General features: G+C 70.8%; 16 protein-coding genes. All 16 read right to left on the minus strand.

Translation table 11 applies throughout. The features are described from left to right. Window positions 1–4: 4 nt before the first annotated feature. Window positions 5–274, minus strand: coding sequence for a DNA-directed RNA polymerase subunit omega (gene rpoZ / locus ACIGCK_RS07560; RefSeq protein ID WP_396665064.1), 270 nt, complete (start codon window positions 272–274; stop codon window positions 5–7). 134 nt (window positions 275–408) lie between these two features. Then, window positions 409–972, minus strand: a complete 564-nt coding sequence (locus ACIGCK_RS07565; protein ID WP_396665066.1) for a CoA-binding protein — start codon at window positions 970–972, stop codon at window positions 409–411. Beyond that, on the minus strand, window positions 969–2306 hold the full coding sequence (locus ACIGCK_RS07570; RefSeq protein WP_330171902.1) for an O-acetylhomoserine aminocarboxypropyltransferase/cysteine synthase family protein: 1338 nt from the start codon (window positions 2304–2306) through the stop codon (window positions 969–971). The genes ACIGCK_RS07565 and ACIGCK_RS07570 overlap by 4 nt, the downstream gene beginning before the upstream one ends. Window positions 2307–2334: 28 nt before the next feature. Beyond that, window positions 2335–4368 (minus strand): acetate--CoA ligase, encoded by a 2034-nt coding sequence (gene acs, locus ACIGCK_RS07575; protein WP_396665068.1) that lies wholly within the window; start codon window positions 4366–4368, stop codon window positions 2335–2337. Window position 4369: 1 nt separating this feature from the next. After that, on the minus strand, window positions 4370–5200 hold the full coding sequence (locus ACIGCK_RS07580) for an ABC transporter permease (RefSeq protein WP_396665070.1): 831 nt from the start codon (window positions 5198–5200) through the stop codon (window positions 4370–4372). Continuing rightward, window positions 5197–6237 carry an aliphatic sulfonate ABC transporter substrate-binding protein gene (locus ACIGCK_RS07585; RefSeq protein ID WP_396665072.1) on the minus strand — a complete coding sequence of 347 codons (1041 nt, stop codon included), beginning with the start codon at window positions 6235–6237 and terminating at the stop codon, window positions 5197–5199. The genes ACIGCK_RS07580 and ACIGCK_RS07585 overlap by 4 nt, the downstream gene beginning before the upstream one ends. Next, complete coding sequence (locus ACIGCK_RS07590) at window positions 6234–7079, minus strand: ABC transporter ATP-binding protein (protein ID WP_396665073.1); 846 nt, start codon at window positions 7077–7079, stop codon at window positions 6234–6236. Before ACIGCK_RS07590 ends, ACIGCK_RS07585 begins: the two co-directional genes overlap by 4 nt. A gap of 74 nt (window positions 7080–7153) precedes the next feature. Further along, complete coding sequence (gmk, locus tag ACIGCK_RS07595; RefSeq protein ID WP_396665075.1) at window positions 7154–8086, minus strand: guanylate kinase; 933 nt, start codon at window positions 8084–8086, stop codon at window positions 7154–7156. Next, window positions 8079–8939 carry an orotidine-5'-phosphate decarboxylase gene (pyrF, locus tag ACIGCK_RS07600; RefSeq protein WP_396665077.1) on the minus strand — a complete coding sequence of 287 codons (861 nt, stop codon included), beginning with the start codon at window positions 8937–8939 and terminating at the stop codon, window positions 8079–8081. Before pyrF ends, gmk begins: the two co-directional genes overlap by 8 nt. Next, on the minus strand, window positions 8936–12223 hold the full coding sequence (gene carB / locus ACIGCK_RS07605; RefSeq protein WP_396665079.1) for a carbamoyl-phosphate synthase large subunit: 3288 nt from the start codon (window positions 12221–12223) through the stop codon (window positions 8936–8938). Before carB ends, pyrF begins: the two co-directional genes overlap by 4 nt. After that, window positions 12223–13380, minus strand: coding sequence for a glutamine-hydrolyzing carbamoyl-phosphate synthase small subunit (carA, locus tag ACIGCK_RS07610; protein WP_396665081.1), 1158 nt, complete (start codon window positions 13378–13380; stop codon window positions 12223–12225). The genes carB and carA overlap by 1 nt, the downstream gene beginning before the upstream one ends. Beyond that, window positions 13377–13886 (minus strand): hypothetical protein, encoded by a 510-nt coding sequence (locus ACIGCK_RS07615; protein ID WP_396665083.1) that lies wholly within the window; start codon window positions 13884–13886, stop codon window positions 13377–13379. Before ACIGCK_RS07615 ends, carA begins: the two co-directional genes overlap by 4 nt. Then, window positions 13883–15199 (minus strand): dihydroorotase, encoded by a 1317-nt coding sequence (locus tag ACIGCK_RS07620; protein WP_396665085.1) that lies wholly within the window; start codon window positions 15197–15199, stop codon window positions 13883–13885. Before ACIGCK_RS07620 ends, ACIGCK_RS07615 begins: the two co-directional genes overlap by 4 nt. Beyond that, entirely contained in the window at window positions 15196–16182 is a 987-nt protein-coding gene (locus tag ACIGCK_RS07625; RefSeq protein WP_396665087.1) for an aspartate carbamoyltransferase catalytic subunit, read from the minus strand. Before ACIGCK_RS07625 ends, ACIGCK_RS07620 begins: the two co-directional genes overlap by 4 nt. After that, window positions 16179–16724: a bifunctional pyr operon transcriptional regulator/uracil phosphoribosyltransferase PyrR gene (gene pyrR / locus ACIGCK_RS07630; protein ID WP_396665088.1), complete on the minus strand. Its 546-nt coding sequence runs from the start codon at window positions 16722–16724 to the stop codon at window positions 16179–16181. Before pyrR ends, ACIGCK_RS07625 begins: the two co-directional genes overlap by 4 nt. A 91-nt stretch (window positions 16725–16815) precedes the next feature. Further along, window positions 16816–18387, minus strand: a complete 1572-nt coding sequence (locus ACIGCK_RS07635; protein WP_396665090.1) for a Rieske 2Fe-2S domain-containing protein — start codon at window positions 18385–18387, stop codon at window positions 16816–16818. Window positions 18388–18459 lie beyond the last annotated feature (72 nt).

An 18459-nucleotide genomic window follows, 5' to 3' on the forward strand; every position in this document is an offset into this window, starting at 1 on the left:
CGGATCAGGCGGAGCGCAGGCGCAGCTTGTCCTCGGCGATCTCGTGCAGCGCGATCGTGAGGGGCTTGTCCTCGACGGACGAGTCGACCAGCGGGCCGACGTTGTCGAAGAGGTTCCCCTCGTGCAGGTCGGAGTAGTAGTCGTTGATCTGCCGGGCGCGGCGCGCCGCGAAGATCACCAGCTGATACTTCGAGATCGGCTCGCCGTTCGCGTCGACCTTGTGGAGAAGGGACTCGATGGGGGGCTCGATGATGCCCTGGTTCGTTCCGGCCATGGCGGAATCCTCTCGATCGGGGGTCCGGACGCGAGTGGTCCGGAAATCTCGGGTGCCCGGCGGCGCGAAGCGCGCCCCTCACGGCATCCGACCAGTCTACGCGACGCGGCACGGGACCCGCCGCTCGACGCTCCTCAGCGCGAGAGCAACTGGCGCCGGGAGCTGATGACGCCGGTGTCGAACCCCGCGAGGTGCAGACCCCCGTGGAAGCGCGCGTGCTCGATCTTGATGCACCGGTCCATGACGACAGCGAGCCCCGCCTCTTCGGCGACGGCCGCGGCATCCTCGTTCCACGAGCCGAGCTGCAGCCAGAGGGCGCTCGCACCCGCATCGACGGCCTCGCGGGCGACCCCGGGCAGGTCGTCGTGCCGGCGGAAGACGTCGACGATGTCGGGCACGACGGGGAGGTCCGCGAGCGACGCGTAGACGGGCCGGCCGAGGATGCTCTTCGCCCGCGGGTTGACGAAGTAGACGTCGTACGGCGACGAGCCGAGCAGGTACGTCGCGACGAAGAAGCTCGCGCGCGCGGGGTTCTCGGATGCGCCGACGATCGCGACGGACTTCGCGCGCCGGAGGATCTCGTACCGCTCCTGCGCGCCGGGCGCCCGCCAGGTCCGCTCCGACGACGCCGGCGCCGGCGCGGCCGGGAGGGCGCACGCGACGACGGGCTGCGGGGGAAGTTCGCACGATGCGCTCAACGCGTCACTCCTGTCGCTGCGGTGAGAGCCTGGTCGAGGTCCCACAGGATGTCCTCGGCGTCCTCCAGGCCCACCGAGATGCGGATGAGATCCGCCGGCACCCCCGCGGTCACGAGCTGCGCCGCACTCAGCTGCTGGTGCGTCGTCGAGGCCGGGTGGATGACGAGGGTGCGGGCGTCCCCGATGTTCGCGAGGTGCGAGGCGAGGCGGAGCGAGTCGATGAGCGCCTCGCCGGTGCGCCGGGCGGCCGCGAGCCTCTGCTCCTCGGCGTCGAAGTCGCCGGTCGGGCGCACCCCGAACGCGAAGACGGAGCCGGGACCGAGCGGCAGGTACTTCTCGGCGCGGGCGCGGTGCGGGTGTGCGGGCAGGCCCGCCCACGTGACGAACGAGACGCGGGGGTCCGAGTCCAGCCATTCGGCGACGATGCGGGCGTTCGCGAGGTGCGCGTCGATCCGCTGCGGAAGGGTCTCCACGCCCTGCAGCAGCAGGAAGGCGGAGTGGGGGGCCAGGGCGGGCCCGATGTCGCGCAGCTGCTCGGAGCGCAGCTTGGTGAGGAACCCGTACTCGCCGAAGTTGTCCCACCAGCTGATGCCGCCGTACGACGCGACGGGCTCGGTCATCTGGGGGAACCTGCCGTTGCCCCAGTCGAACGTGCCCTTCTCCACCACGACGCCGCCGAGGGTCGTCCCGTGACCGCCGAGGAACTTCGTCACCGAGTGGATGACGATGTCGGCGCCGTGCTCGAGCGGACGCGCCAGGTAGGGCGTCGCGAGCGTGGAGTCCACCACGAGCGGGATGCCGGCGGCGTGTGCCACCTCGGCGAGCCCCTCGATATCGGCGATCTCGCCGGAGGGGTTGCCGATCGTCTCGACGTAGAGCACCTTCGTCTCCGGCCGGATCGCGGCGGCGTAGTCGGCCGGGTCGCTCGATGCGACGAACGTCGTGTCGACGCCGAAGCGCCGCAGCGTCACGTCCAGCTGCGTCACCGTGCCGCCGTAGAGCTGCGCCGAGGCCACGACGTGGTCGCCCGCGCCCGTGAGGGCCGCGAACGTGATGAACTCCGCGCTCATCCCGGATGCCGTCGCGACGGCTCCGATGCCGCCCTCGAGCGAGGCCAGACGCTCCTCGAGCGCGGCGACGGTGGGATTGCCGATGCGCGAGTAGATGTTGCCGTACTTCTGCAGCGCGAAGAGGTTCGCGGCATCCGCGGCGTCGTCGAAGACGAACGACGAGGTCTGGTAGATCGGCACCGCGCGGGCACCCGTGGCGGCGTCGGGCGTGCCGCCCGCGTGCAGGGCGCGGGTGCGGAACCCGAACCGGTGGTCTTCGCTCATGTCTTCTCTCTGATGGGGTGCGCGTCGCTCAGGCGTCGGCGAGGACGGCGGCGATCTGCTCGACCGCCCAGGGGTTCTGGAGGGAGGTGGTGTCGCCCAGAGGGTGCGGGTCGCGACCGGCGCGGCGATCCCGTTCAGCCTCCCACAACTGCGCGAGGAGTCGGCGCAGGATCTTCCCCGAACGGGTCTTCGGCAGCTCGGGCACGACGACGAGGTGCCGGGGCTTCGCGATCGGTCCGATCTCGTGCGCGACGTGCGCGCGCAGCGCGTCGGGAGCGACGTTGCCCGCGCCGGAGGCCACCACGAAGGCGGCGACGGCGTGACCCGTGACGGGATCCTCGACCGCCGCCACCCCGGCCTCCCCCACCGACGCATGCGCCACGAGGGCGGATTCGATCTCGATCGTCGACATCCGGTGTCCCGACACGTTCAGCACGTCGTCGAGTCGGCCGAGGATCCAGACGTAGCCGTCGGCATCCACCGTCGCGCCATCGCCGGCGACGTAGAAGCCGCCGTGCTCGCCGCGCCCGGCGTACTGGGCCCAGTACGAGTCGCGATACCGCCGCGGGTCGCCCCACACGGTACGCGCCATCCCGGGCCAGGGCCGCCGCACGACGAGGGTTCCCGAGCGGCCCGGCGCGACCTCCCGACCCTCCTCGTCGACGACGGCCGCGTCGATGCCGGGGAGCGGGACGGAGGCGGAACCGGGCTTCAGGGTCGTCGCCCCGGGCAGCGGCGCGATCATCGCCGCACCGGTCTCGGACTGCCACCAGGTGTCCACGACGGGCAGCTCGCCACGCCCGAACGCGTCCCGGAACCACACCCACGCGGCGGGGTTGATCGCCTCGCCGACCGTGCCGAGAAGGCGCAGCGACGAGAGGTCGTGGCCGGCCGGCAGGGTGTCGCCGAACCACGTCATGAAGGTGCGGATGAGGGTCGGCGCCGTGTAGTACACGGTCACGCCGTAGCGCTCGATGATCTCGAGGTGCCGCTCCCGGTGCGGGGTGTCGGGGGTGCCCTCGTAGATGACCTGCGTCAGGCCGTTGGAGAGCGGGCCGTAGATCTCGTAGGTGTGCGCCGTGACCCACGCCAGGTCGGCGGTGCACCAGTGGACATCGTCCGGCTTGGCGTCGAAGTGCGCCCAGTGGGCCCAGCTCGCATGTGCGAGGTACCCGCCACCGGTGTGGACGAGCCCCTTCGGCCTGCCGGTCGTGCCCGAGGTGTAGATGATGAACAGGGGATGCTCGGCGTCGAAGGCCTGCGGCTCGTGCACGTCGGATGCGGTGTCGACGACGTCGTGCCACCACACGTCGCGCCCGCCCCGCCAGGGCACGTCCTGGCCGGTGCGGCGCACCACGAGGACATGCTCGACGTGAGCGAGCCCCTCGACCGCCTCGTCGGCGGCGGACTTGACCTCCACGGCGGCACCGCGGCGGTACTGGCCGTCGGTGGTCACCAGCAGCTTCGCGCCGGTGTCCTCGACGCGGAACCGCAGCGCCTCGGCGGAGAACCCCCCGAAGACGAGCGAATGCACGGCACCGATGCGCGCGCAGGCCAGCGCGATGACGACGGTCTCCACGAGCACCGGCAGATACACCACGACGCGGTCCCCGGGCTGGATGCCGAGGGCGATCAGCCCGTTCGCGGCCCGCGCGACGCGGCGCTGCAGGTCCGCGTAGGTCACGCTCGTCCGGTCGCCCGGCTCGCCCTCGAAATGGAGCGCCACCTTCTGCCCTCGCCCCGCCTCCACGTGCCGGTCGACGCAGTTGTAGGCGACGTTCAGGCGCCCGCCGACGAACCAGCGTGCGGCGGGCACGGACAGCTCGCCGTCGTCGCCGCGCACGGGCGGCTCCCACTCGTGCGGGGCATCCCACGGCGTCGCCCAGTCGAGCCGGCGGGCAGCGTCCTCCCAGAAGGCGATCGGGTCGGCCGCGGCGTCGGCGTACGCGCCGGCGCCTACGTTCGCCTGCGCCGCGAAGCCCTCGGAAGGCGGGTAGGCGCGCGTCTCGACCAGGCGTGCTTCCTCCGTGGGAGCCGCGCTCCCGGTGACGGCATCGCTCACGTCAGATCCACCGGCGCAGCAGGTACTTCTGCACGACGCTCAGGACGCCGTTGGTCAGCGTTCCGAGAAGCGCCAGCAGCACGATCGCGAGAAGGATGCGGTCCACCCGTCCCGTGGACTGCGAGTCCGTCAGGAGCCAGCCGAGTCCCATGGAGGCCGCGATCAGCTCGGCGGCGACGAGGAAGAGCCAGGACTGCGCCAGCGCGAGCCGCAGCCCCGACATGATCGCGGGCACAACCGAGGGCAGCTGCACCGTGCGGAACAGGGAGAACCCGCGCAGGCTGAACGAGCGGGCCATCTCCACCGAGTGGGGATCGACCTGGCGCAGCGCCAGGCTCACCGTCGTGAAGACGGGGAAGAAAGCCCCGATCGCGATGAGGGCGACCTTCGAGTCCTCGCCGATCCCCATCCAGAGCAGCAGCAGCGGCACGAGCGCGAGGGAGGGGATCGCACGGAACGCCGCGAGGATCGGGCTGAGGAGGATGTCGCCGGCCTTCGTCAGCCCGACGATGGCCGCACCCGCGAGCCCGACGACCGAACCGATCGCGAAGCCGAGCAGTACGCGCTGCACCGAGATCGCGATGTGGATCCAGAGGTCGCCGCTGTCCGCGAGTTGGACGGCCGCCTGAACGACGGTGGCGGGCGGGGGGAGCCGGTAGGGCGGCACGAGTCCGGACGTCGTGACGACCTGCCAGACGCCGAGGATCGCCAGGGGCAGGACGAGTCCGCCGACGACCCTGACGGCGCGTCGTTCCCAGAACGGACGCGGCGCCGAGCCCGGACGCGCGGGGGCGTCCGGGCTCGTGCTCGTGCGGGCGGGCGCGGAGGTCATCGGCCCTCTGTCGCCTTCTCGGCGAACGTCGCGTTCACGATCGTGTCGAGCGCGCGATCGATCTCCGCCTGACCGCCCTGGACGGCGTCGGAGGCGACGAGCACCGGCGCGATGACGCGGAGCACATCCAGCTGCGCCTCGCCGGGGACGCCGCTCACGTCGAGGTTGGAACGCTCCTGGATGACGGTGTTCGCCACCTCGATGTCGATGCCCGCGACCTCGGCGAGCAGGGCCGCGGTCTCCTCCGGGTTCTCCAGCGCCCAGGCGCGGGCGTCCTCGTAGGCGTCGACGACGACCTGCGCGACGTCGGCGTGCTCGGTGATGAACTCCTCGGTTGCGTTGAGGAACCCGTAGGAGTTGAAGTCGACGTTCCGGTAGATCAGCTGCGCGCCCGACTCGACCTCGGCGGCCGCCATGATCGGGTCGAGGCCCGACCACGCATCCACCGACCCCGCGTCGAGGGCCGCCCGGCCGTCGGCGTGCTGCAGGTTCTGCACCTGGATGTCTTCGACCGACAGGCCCTCGGTCTCGAGCGCCTGCAGCAGGAAGAAGTAAGGGTCGGTGCCCGCGGTGGCCGCGACGGACTTGCCGGCCAGGTCGGCGACCGACGTGATGTCGCTGCCCTCCGGAACGACGATCGCCGCCCACTCCGGCTGCGAGTAGATGTCGATCACCTGGATGGGCGAACCGTTCGCGCGAGCGAGCAGCGCCGCCGAGCCGGCGGTGGAGCCGACGTCGATCGATCCGGCGCGGAGGAACTCGTTGGCCTTGTTGGATCCGGCCGACTGCACCCACTCGACGGTGACGCCCTCGCCGAGCGCCTCCTCCAGAAGGCCCTGCTCCTTGATGATGAGGCTCAGCGGGTTGTACGTGGCGAAGTCGATCGACAGCGTGTCGGTGGACCACTCCTGGGCCCCGTCGGCGGCACCGGAGTCGGATGCCGTGGCGTTCTCCCCCGCGACGCAGCCCGTCGCCATCAGCATCATCGCACCCGCGATCGCGATCGTCGGTACGGTGCGGCGGATGATGGCGCTCATCGGGTCTCCTCGGAGCTGTCGTGGGTGTGGTGATGGGTGTCGACGCCGAGCCCTTGCAGGAGCTCGGCGCGCAACTCTGTGAAGGCACGGTCGGCGCGGTCGCGCGGGCGGTGCCCGGGGACGGCGATCGTGCGCGCGATCGAGCCCTCCGCCGTGTCGTCCCCGATCGAGCGCAGCAGGAGCACCCGATCGGCCAGGAAGAGGGCCTCCTCGACGTCATGCGTGACGAGGATGACGGTCGTCGGCTGCGCGGAGTGGACATCCAGCAGCAGATCCTGCATGCGCAGCCGCGTCAGGGCGTCCAGGGCGCCGAACGGCTCGTCGAGCAGCAGCACCTCCGGATTGCGCGCGAGGGCTCGGGCGAGCGAGGCGCGCTGCGCCATGCCGCCGGAGACCTCACGCGGCTTCTGATCGGCGGCGTGGGACAGGCCGACCAGGTCGAGAAGCTCCGCGACGCGGGAACGGCCGGACCGGGCACCGCGCGGCAGGCCGAGCTCGATGTTCTGCGCGAGCGTGCGCCACGGCAGGAGGCGCGGCTCCTGGAAGGCGACGGCCGTACGGGCGTCGGTGTCCGCGACCGGCTCGCCGGAGACGCGGATCGTCCCGGTCGTGGGGACGTCGAGACCGCCGAGCAGTCGCAGCAGCGTGGACTTGCCGCAGCCCGAGGGCCCGACGACGGCGAGGATCTCACCCGCGGGCACCTCGAGGTCGACCCCGCGGAGCACATCGCGTGCGCCCTGCGCCGTGCCGAACGTGCGGGAGACGGCATCCAGCAGCACTCCGTCGCGTCGCGCGGGAGCGGCGCGGAGCGACGGGCGGCTGTCGATGACGGTTGCGGGCACAGACTCATCGTTCCGGACGGCGCCGCGAACCCGAATTCGTGTGTAACTTTACGAAACCCAGGCGCGCCGCCCGGTCAGGGTGCGGAGGGAGCCTGCACGAGGGCGACGACCTCGCGAGCGGCCGTCGCGACATCCGCGTTCACGACCCGGTGGTCGAACTCGCTCTGCGCCGCGAGCTCGCGCTTGGCGGTGCGCAGGCGGCGGGCGCGCTCCTCGGGTCCCTCCGTGCCGCGGCCGACGAGCCGCGTGACCAGCTCATCCCAGCTGGGCGGGAGGAGGAACACGAGCATGGCGGATGGATCCGCCGCGCGCACCTGACGCGCTCCCTGCAGGTCGATCTCCAGCAGCACGCTCCGACCCTCCTCCAGCGCGCGCGCGATGGGCTGCCGGGGTGTTCCGTAGCGGAAACGGTTGTGCACGGTCGCGTGCTCGAGAAGCTCGCCGGCGGCGATCATCCGGTCGAACTCGGCGTCGTCGACGAAGAAGTAGTGCACGCCGTGCTCCTCGCCCGGCCGCGGCGGCCGGGTCGTGGCGGAGACGGAGAGGAGCATCTCGGGATGGTGCTGCTGGATGTGCGCGGCGACCGTGCCCTTGCCCACGGCGGTCGGCCCCGCGAGGACGACGAGGCGACTGCGCCCGGGCCGCGCCGCGGGCTCGGGGAATCGGTCGTCGAGGAACGTCTGCAGGTCCAGCCGCTGGCGCGCTCCCAGCCCTCCGAGCCGCTTCACCGGCGAGATGCGCAGGTCGGCGAGGATCCGGTCGCGCTTGCCCTCGCCGATCGCCGGGATGCACGTGAGGAAGTCGGGCACGCGCATCGCGGCCGCGGCCGAATCCGCGTCGCGCCACGCGCGCCGCAGCATCTCCTGGGGGCTGATGACGCGGGTCGCCACGTCCCGCTTGAGCGCGGCGCGCTCCCGACGAGCGGCGACCGCCTTGCGCGAGGCGGCGGCCCGATCGACCTCGGGCGGGCGCGACGAACCCGTCTTCGGCTCAACCGTCTCAGCCACGTGCGCCTCCCGTGCGTGCTCGTGTCGCCTCGATGGCTGCCTCCAGTGCCTTCGGACCGGCCGAGAGGATGCTTCTGCTCTCGCTCGCGAGGACGGCCGGGGACAACGGCCCGAAGATCTCTTCGAGGTCTTCCGGACGGGCGCCCTGGTGGCCGAACCCGGGTGCGAGGATCGGGGCGACGGGGTCGATCGTATCGGGAAGCCCGGCGGCGCGCCTGTCCACGGTTGCACCGACGACGAACCCCGCTCCGGCCCAGGACCCGGCCGGGGTGTGCGCCGCGTTGAACGCCGTGACCTCCCGAACGATCCTGCCGGCGACGGTGTCGCGCACGCCATCACGGCCGGAGACCGCCGCGCCCTGCACCGCGGCGCCCTCCGGATTGCTCGTCGCGGCCAGCACGAAGACGCCCTTGCCGTGGGCCGCGGCCAGCGCCAGGGTCCCCTCGAGCGCTCCCGCCCCCAGGTACGGGGAGACGGTCAGGGCATCCGCCTCGAGCGGCGATCCCGGGAGCAGCCACGCGGCCGCATACGCGTCCATCGTCGTGCCGATGTCGCCGCGCTTGGCGTCGGCGATCGTGATCAGCCCCCGCTCCCGTGCCGCCGACAGCACCGCCTCCAGGGCGGCGAAGCCGGCGGACCCGAATCGTTCGAAGAAGGACACCTGGGGCTTGACGATCCCCGCCCGCCCGGCCGCGGCATCCACGACGCGCTCGCCGAACCGCCTCACGCCGTCGGCGCTCACGGGCAGGCCCCATGCCTCGAGCAGGTGCGGGTGCGGGTCGATCCCGACGCACAGGTGCCCGTGCGCCGCGATTGCCCCCTGCACCCGATCCCCGAAGGTGGGTGCGCTCACGCTCGTACGGCCCGGTCCGCGGCGTACTCCTGCAGGCTCCTCACGTCGAACCCGTCGCCGATCGCGTCCATCGCGCTGACGGCGGCGCCGAGCACCGCGATCGTGGTGAAGAGTGCCTTGTCGGCGGCGACCGCGGCGGCGCGGATCTCGTAGCCGTCGGCACGCGCCGACCGCCCCGAGGGGGTGTTCACGACGATGTCGATCTCGCCCGCGTTGATCAGGTCGACGATGTTCGGCTCGGACGAGCCGGCCGTCTCGCTGTACTTGGCCACGATGCGCACGTCGATGCCGTTGCGGGCGAGGATCTCCGCCGTGCCCTCCGTCGCCACCAGATCGAAGCCCAGCTGCCGCAGGCGGTGGGCGGGCAGGATGACGGCGCGCTTGTCGCTGTCGGCCACCGAGATGAACACGGTCCCCGACGTCGGCATGCCGCCGTACGCCGCCTCCTGGCTCTTGGCGAACGCCGTCGGGAAGTCGCGGTCTATCCCCATGACCTCGCCCGTCGAGCGCATCTCGGGGCCCAGCACGGAGTCGACGATGTGGCCCTCCTTCGTGCGGAAGCGCTTGAAGGGCAGGACGGCCTCCTTCACCGACACCGGCGAGTCCAGCGGCACGCGCGAGCCGTCGACGGCGGGCAGCAGCCCCTCGTCCTTCAACTCGGCGATGCTCGTGCCGGCCATGATGCGCGACGCGGCCTTGGCGAGCGGGATGCCGAGCGCCTTCGAGACGAACGGCACCGTGCGGCTGGCGCGGGGATTGGCCTCGATGACGTACAGCACGCCCGCGCTGATGGCGAACTGCACGTTCAGCAGGCCCCGCACGCCGACTCCCTCGGCGATCGCCAGCGTCGCCTCGCGGACGCGGTCGATCTCGGTGCGGCCGAGCGAGATGGGCGGAAGCGTGCAGCTCGAGTCGCCCGAGTGGATGCCCGCCTCCTCGATGTGCTCCATGACGCCCCCGATGTACAGCTCGGAGCCGTCGTAGAGGGCATCGACGTCGATCTCGATCGCGTCGTCCAGGAAACGGTCCACCAGCAACGGCTGTCCGGGCCCGATGATCGCCTGATCGGCGATCCGGAAGAAGTAGTCGCGGATGCTGGGGGTGTCGTAGACGATCTCCATCCCGCGGCCGCCCAGCACGAAGCTCGGGCGGACGAGGACGGGGTAGCCGATGTCCTCGGCGATGCGAACGGCGCCCTCGACGTCGGTGGCCGTTCCGTTGCGGGGCGCGACGAGACCCGCGCGGTCGAGCAGGCGCGAGAACAGCTCGCGCTCCTCGGCCAGGTCGATCGCCTCGGGGCTCGTGCCGAGGATGCGGTATCCGGCATCCTGGATGCCCTTGGCAAGGCCCAGCGGCGTCTGGCCGCCCAGCTGGCAGACGACCCCGAGGATCTCGCCCGACGCCGCCTCGGCGTGCAGCACCTCGAGCACGTCCTCGAGCGTGAGCGGCTCGAAGTATAGGCGGTCGGAGGTGTCGTAGTCCGTCGAGACGGTCTCCGGGTTGCAGTTGACCATGACGGTCTCGTATCCCGCGTCGGCGAGGGCGAACGACGCGTGCACGCACGAGTAGTCGAACTCGACGCCCTGCCCGATGCGGTTCGGCCCGGACCCGATGATGACGACCTTCGTGCGCTCCGACGGGGTGACCTCGGTCTCGCTGTCGTAGCTGGAGTAGTGGTAGGGCGTGAGCGCAGGGAACTCCCCCGCGCAGGTGTCGACCGTCTTGTAGACGGGGCGGATGCCGGCGGCATACCGCTGCTCGCGCACCCGCTCCTCGCTCATCCCCCGCAGCTGCGCGAGCTGGGCGTCCGAGAAGCCGTGCTCCTTCGCCAGCCGAAGCGTCGCGGCGTCGAGCTCCGGGGCGGTGCGCACGTGCTCGGCGACCTCGTTGATGAGCGCGATCTGGTCGAGGAACCACGGGTCGATCGCCGTCGCCTCGAACGCCTGCTCGATGCTCGCGCCCTTGCGCATCGCCTGCTGCAGCACGACGATCCGCCCATCCGTGGGCGTCTTGGAGACCTCGAGCAACTCCTCCACCGAGCGGGGCTCCTCGCCCCAGTGGAAGCTCGACCCGCGCTTCTCGAGCGAACGCAGCGCCTTCTGAAGAGCCGTGGCGTAGTTGCGGCCGATCGCCATGGCCTCGCCGACCGACTTCATGGTGGTCGTCAGCGTCGTGTCGGCGGCCGGGAACTTCTCGAACGCGAAGCGGGGAACCTTGACCACGACGTAGTCGAGCGTGGGCTCGAAGCTGGCCGGCGTCACCTTGGTGATGTCGTTCGGGATCTCGTCGAGGCGGTACCCGATCGCGAGCTTGGCGGCGATCTTGGCGATCGGGAACCCCGTGGCCTTCGACGCCAGGGCCGACGAGCGCGAGACGCGGGGGTTCATCTCGATCACGATGATGCGTCCCGAGGCCGGGTCCACCGCGAACTGGATGTTGCAGCCGCCGGTGTCCACACCGACGGCGCGGATGATGTCGATGCCGATATCGCGGAGCTTCTGGTACTCGCGGTCGGTGAGCGTGAGGGCCGGGGCGACCGTGATCGAGTCGCCCGTGTGCACGCCGACGGGATCGACGTTCTCGATCGAGCAGACGACGACCGTGTTGTCGGCCATGTCGCGCATGAGCTCGAGCTCGTACTCCTTCCATCCCAGGATCGACTCCTCGAGCAGCACCTCGTGGGTCGGCGAGTCGTGCAGTCCCGCGCCCGCGATGCGGCGCAGGTCCTTCTCGTCGTACGCGAAGCCCGAGCCGAGACCGCCCATCGTGAAGCTCGGGCGCACCACGAGGGGGTATCCGAGCTCTTCCGCGCCGGCGAGCACCTCGTCCATCGAGCGGCAGATGCGGCTCGCCGCGACATCCGCACCCGCGTCGATGACGAGCTGCTTGAAGATCTGCCGGTCCTCGCCCTTGTTGATGGCTTCGACCTTCGCGCCGATCAGCTCGACGTCGTACTTCTCCAGGATCCCGGCCGCGTCGAGCGCCATCGCGGCGTTGAGGGCCGTCTGCCCGCCAAGCGTCGGCAGGATCGCGTCGGGTCGCTCCTTGGCGATGATCGTCTCGATGACGGCGGGGGTGATCGGCTCGATGTACGTCGCATCCGCGAAGTCCGGGTCGGTCATGATCGTCGCCGGGTTCGAGTTGACGAGGATGACGCGGACGCCTTCCTCGCGCAGAACGCGGCAGGCCTGGGTCCCCGAGTAGTCGAATTCGCAGGCCTGGCCGATGACGATCGGGCCGGAGCCGATGACGAGGACGCTCTTGATGTCGTCGCGCTTGGGCATTACTGGGAGTCCTTCTTGCTGTCGAGGTGGGCCACGACCATGTCGCGGAACCGGTCGAAGAGGTAGTTCGCATCGTGCGGGCCGGCGGCCGCCTCGGGGTGGTACTGCACGCTGAACGCCGGCAGGTCCAGGGCGCGGAGGCCCTCGACGACCTGGTCGTTGAGTCCGACGTGGCTCACCTCGACGCGTCCGTAGCCGTGGGGGCTGTCGAAGGGGCCTTCGAGGGGGGCCTCGACGGCGAAACCGTGATTGTGCGCCGTGATCTCCACGCGTCCGGTCTGCCGATCGAGCACCGGCTGGTTGATCCCGCGGTGACCGAAGGGCAGCTTGTACGTGCCGAGGCCGAGGGCGCGGCCGAGCAGCTGGTTGCCGAAGCAGATGCCGAAGAACGGCAGCCGGTCATCGAGCACCGCGCGCAGCAGGTCGACGTGGTCCGCGGAGGCGGCGGGGTCGCCCGGGCCGTTGGAGTAGAACACCGCCACGGGGTCGATCGCGCGCAGCTGCTCGATCGTGACGTCCTGAGGCAGGACGTGCACCTCGAAGCCACGGTCGGCGAGGTTGTCGACCGTCGCCTGCTTGACGCCGAGGTCGAGGACGGCGAGGGCGCCGATCCGCTCGCCCCGCGCGGGGGTCACCTCGGCGGCGGCGACCGACACCTCGGCCGACAGGCTGCGACCCGCCATCGCGGGCGCCTCGCGGACGAGGCGCACCTGCTCGTCCGGGTCGATGCCCGCGGCATCGCCGGAGAAGATGGCGCCGCGCATGCTGCCCGCCGAGCGGATGTGGCGCGTCACGGCGCGCGTGTCGATACCGCTGATGCCGACGATGCCGTCGGTCTCGAGCGCATCGTCGAGCGATTCGTCGGCGCGCCAGTTGGACACCACGCGCGAGGGGTCGCGCACGATGTAGCCGGCGACCCAGATGCGGCGGGATTCCCGGTCCTCGCCGTTCATGCCCGTGTTGCCGATGTGCGGCGCGGTCTGCAGCACGATCTGCCCGGCGTACGAGGGATCGGTCAGGGTCTCCTGGTATCCGGTCATGCCGGTGGCGAAGACGACCTCGCCGAGGGTCGTGCCGCGGGCCCCGTAGGCGCGTCCGGCATAGCGGGTGCCGTCCTCGAGGACGAGGACGGCGGGGTCTGTGGTGAAACGGGTCATGCGTCAGGTCCAGTCGTTGTGGGCGCCGGCAGGATCTCCTGCACGGCGGCGACGAGGGCATCGGGATCGGTTCCCTGCAGGCGCAGGTAGCTGTCGGCGACAGTCGTGTCGTCGACGCGCCAGGCGAGATAGACCAGGCCGTCGCGCTCGACGACGCGGTCGATGGTCCAGGTGGCGCGGCCCACCTCGAGGAGCAGCGGCGCCCCGAGGAAGACGTCGGGCTCCCCCGTGATCCGCAGGATCACGCCGGTGGCGGTCACGTCCACCCGCACGCGACCGCGGTAGGCCAGGTGACGGATAGCGAGGCGGTCCAGCGGCGCGTCGTGCCGCGTGGTCGCGACGTACAGCCCCGAGAAGGATGCCGTGGCCGCCGCATCGACCGGAACGTCGGTAGGAGCGGAGAGCGCTCGGTCGCGCCGGGATCGTCGCCACCATCCCCACGCCATGAGACCCAGGAGCAGCACGGCGACCGCGACGAGGATCGCGACCGCGGCCTCGCGCGTCACGAGGCCGGCTCCGGCACGATGACGCCGTCGGCCAGCGTCGGCCGGCCACGGTGGATGCTCCACCGGACGCTCCCGGGCAGCTCCGTCCCCAGATAGGGCGAGTTCTCGCTGCGGCCGCGCAGATCCCCCTCGGTGAAGGTCCCCCTCACCGACGGATCGTAGAGGGTGATCTCCGCCGGCTGCCCCGCGGCGATCGGCATCCCGTGGCCGGCGAGGCGACCGATGCGGGCGGGGGTCTCCGACATCACGCGAGCGATGTCGGTCCACGAGAGCAAGCCTGTCTCGACCATGGCCGAGTGCACGACGCGCAGGGCGCTCTCCAGACCCACCATGCCGTTCGCAGCGGCCTGCCACTCGCAGCTCTTGTGCTCGGCCGGGTGCGGGGCGTGGTCGGTGGCGACGATGTCGATCGTGCCGTCCGCGAGGCCCTCGCGCACCGCCTGCACGTCCTCGGCGCGGCGCAGCGGCGGGTTCACCTTGTACCGGGCGTCGTATCCGCGCACCCGTTCGTCGGTGAGCAGGAGATGATGCGGGGTCACCTCGGCGGTGACCGGGATGCCCCGCTTCTTGGCCCACCGGATGATGTCGACGGAGCCCGCGGTGGAGAGGTGGCACACGTGCAGGCGGGAGCCGACGTGCTCGGCCAGCAGCACGTCGCGCGCGATGATCGACTCCTCCGCGACCGCCGGCCACCCGGCCAGCCCCAGCTCCGCCGAGACCGCGCCCTCGTTCATCTGCGCCCCCTCGGTGAGGCGGGGATCCTGCGCGTGCTGCGCGATGACGCCGTCGAAAGCCTTCACATACTCCAGGGCGCGCCGCATGATGAGCGGATCGTGCACGCAGAAGCCGTCGTCGCTGAAGACCCGCACCCGCGCGCGGGAATCCGCCATGGCACCCAGCTCGGCGAGCCGCTCGCCCTTCTGTCCGACGGTCACGGCACCGATCGGCTGAACGGTCGCGTAGCCCGCGGCCTCGCCGAGCGCGAGCTCCTGCTCGACGACGCCCGCCGTGTCGGCGACCGGCGAGGTGTTCGGCATCGCGAAGACGGCCGTGAACCCTCCGGCGGCGGCGGCTCGGGTCCCCGTGAGGATCGTCTCCCCGGCCTCGTAGCCGGGCTCACGCAGGTGCGTGTGCAGGTCAACCAGCCCGGGGAGCGCGACGAGCCCGTCGGCGTCGATGCGCCGGGATCCCGCCCGGCTGAGCCCGGTGCCCACCTCGCTCACGCGCCCGTCCTCGATCAGGATGTCCGCGCGGGACCCGTCGGGCAGCCGAGCCCCCGCGATCAGGAGGGGTCCCGTGTTCGTGTGGCTCATCGCTCCTCCTCCGCTCGCGCGGGATGCCCCGGCATATCGTCTTCCCGCTCGCCCGCCAGCAGCAGGTAGAGCGCGGCCATCCGCACCGAGACGCCGTTCGACACCTGCTCGAGCACCGTCGAACGGGGTGAATCGGCGGCATCGGCGGAGATCTCCAGACCCCGGTTCATGGGCCCGGGGTGCATGACAATGCTATCGGCGGGAAGCGCCCGCAGGCGGTCGCTGCCGAGCCCCCAGCGGCGGGCGTACTCGCGCTCGGTCGGGAAGTACGCCGCGCGCATGCGCTCGAGCTGGATGCGCAGCATCATGACGGCGTCGGGTCGGTTCGCGATCGCCTCGTCGAGGTCGTACACGACGCGCACGGGCCACCCCGACACATCCTGCGGCACCAGGGTGGGCGGGGCCACGAGCGTGACCTCCGCGCCCAGCGTGTGCAGGAGCCAGACGTTGGAGCGGGCCACCCGGGAGTGCAGGATGTCGCCGACGATCGCGACGCGGTATCCCGACAGGTCCCGGCCGCGGCTGTCGCCGCCGTAGCGACGACGTCGCATCGTGAACGCGTCGAGGAGCGCCTGCGTGGGGTGCTCGTGCGTGCCGTCCCCGGCGTTGACGACCCCCGCGGTGATCCACCCGCTCGTGGCGAGCGTGCGCGGGGCGCCGGATGCGCCGTGACGGATGACCACGGCATCCGCCCCCATCGCCTGGAGGGTCTGTGCCGTGTCCTGCAGGCTCTCGCCTTTCGAGACGCTGGACCCCTTGGCGGCGAAGTTGATCACATCGGCGCTCAGCCGCTTGGCCGCCGCCTCGAACGAGATGCGCGTGCGGGTGGAGTCCTCGAAGAAGAGGTTGACGACGGTCTTGCCGCGAAGCGTGGGGAGCTTCTTGACCTGCCGGCTCTGGGTGGCCGACATGTCCTCGGCGACGTCGAGGATCGCGAGGGCGTCCTCGCGGGACAGCGATGCGGTGTCGAGCAGGTGCCTCATTCGTCGGCGCCTTCGTCCTCGATCGTCACGGATTCCGCCCCGTCGACCTCGGTCAGGCGCACGTTGACACGCTCGTCGCGGGCGCTCGGCAGGTTCTTGCCCACGAAGTCGGGGCGGATGGGCAGCTCTCGATGCCCGCGGTCGACGAGGGTCGCCAGACGCACGACCGCGGGACGCCCGATGTCCTGAAGCGCATCGAGGGCCGCCCGGATGCTGCGGCCCGAGTAGAGCACGTCGTCCACGAGGACCACGACCTTGCCGTCCACGCCGCCCTCGGGAATCTGCGTGGGGTGCGGCGCGCGCGTGGGGTGCTGAGACAGGTCGTCGCGGTACATCGTCACGTCGAGGGAACCGACGGGGACATCCACCCCCGAGAACTGCGACACGAGGGCGCCGATGCGGTGGGCGAGCGTCACACCGCGGGTAGGGATCCCCAGGAGGATCAGATCGTCGGGGCCGCGATTGGACTCGAGGATCTCGTGGGAGATCCGAGTCAGGGCCCGGGTGATGTCGGCCTCGTGCAGCACGGTTCTCGTGCTCATCGACGCTCCCTTCTCCGCCTCACGGGACGGGGTTAAAGGTTGCTGAGGTGCGGGTTCACTCTAGCGGATCCGCGGGGCGCGCCCCTCCCACTCAGACCGCGGCGGCGGTGTCGGCACGATCGGCGTCGGCGGCGGCGCGAGCCCGGATCGGGTGCCCCTGCGTCGTGAGGCAGCGCCCGCTGGCGAGGTCCCACTTCCAGTCGTGCAGGCTGCAGGTGAGCACGCCGTCCTCGATCTTGCCGGTCTTGGTCAGGTCGGCGCGCAGGTGGGGGCACCGCCGCTGCACGACCCACTCGTCGAGCCTCGCGTCCTCCGTCTGGTCGGACTGCTCGGCATACCAGTTCTCGACGTACTCGATGCGGTCGCGAGAGAGGCACTTGAGGAACGTCGTGAGGAACTCGTTGAACTTGCCGCTGCGCCCGACCTCGAACTGCATCGACAGGAAGATCGAGTTTGACCAGTCGATCTCTCGGTCGCGGATGTTCGTCGAGACGAGGTCGGCCGGGATGGTGTACCAGTACACGCACTCCTCGCCGGCGTAGTGCCGGACCTTCGCCTTCGGGAAGTCCACGACCATGTCGAGGTCGCCGATGCGGAAGCGGACGTTGCCGCCCACACCGTTGCGGATGGTCCGCGCCCTGCGAAGCAGCGGCTCCCACCACTCCTTGATCTCGGCGAGCATCTGCTCGGGCGGCATCGCCGCGGCGCGCGATGCCTCCTCGGCACGGATCTCGTCCTGACGCGAGTGGGCCTGCTCGGCGAGATACGCCCACTTGTCGCCGAAGATGCGGGCGATCTCCTCGTCGGTGAAGAGCGTCTGCGAGACGCGGACATCGCCGTTGCTCACCTCGACCTCCGTCCCCGGAACGAAGAGATGCCCCTTCTGCTCGGGGCGCTCGATCGCCATGTGCTCGAGAAACTCGCGCTGGTCGGTGAAGATCGAGTCGTTCTGCTCGCCGAGCCCGTTGTAGCGGAACAGCTCCTCGCGGAGGAACATCGGCGGGCCCGCCATCGGGAACACATGGGGGGCGTCGACCTTGTCGATGTAGTACATCGCCCGCTTGTTCTGGGCGTCGCGCTTGAGACGCGCGAAGTTCTGCTTCGCGTCCTGCGGCAGGTCGTAGACCATCGGCCACCAGATGGCTCCAGAGACCTGCGTGAAGTACGCGTCGGGCTTGCTGAACGACAGCAGCTTGTCGAGATCGAGCGGATGCGAATCGTTCTGGTTCAGGATGCTCGCCGTCCCGTCGTCGACGCTCAGCGAGGAATCGCCGATCGGGCCGTCGCTCGGCGCGCGCAGGGGCGTCACCATCAGAGTCATGTCACCGAAGGTCAGGGGCACCCCGGCCTGCGTGTAGACGATGTTGTCGTACCCCAGGCGCCGCAGATCGGTCTCGAGGTCGTCCGTGGGGTAGTCCGGGAGCAACACGCGGATGTCGGTCGAGACGTAACGCCGCAGCAGCGCGGGATCGAAATGATCACGGTGGCGGTGCGAGATGTACAGGAAGTCGGCCGCGCCGAAGCGCTCCCAGTCGAGTCCGCGGTTGTCGGGGAAGGGGAACCACGAGCCGAAGAAGCTGGGGCCGATCACCGGGTCGCAGAGGATGGATCCTCCCGCCGTCTCGATGAACATTCCGGCATGTCCGAGTCCCGTGATCTTCATGCTGCTCCCGTCGGGTCGTCTCGTGAACTCATCGATTGTACGGCCGCCCCCCGGCAGCGCCCTGAGCGACGG

It is taken from the genome of Microbacterium sp. NPDC078428, from assembly GCF_044542535.1.
GTDB classification, from domain to species: Bacteria; Actinomycetota; Actinomycetes; order Actinomycetales; family Microbacteriaceae; genus Microbacterium; species Microbacterium limosum.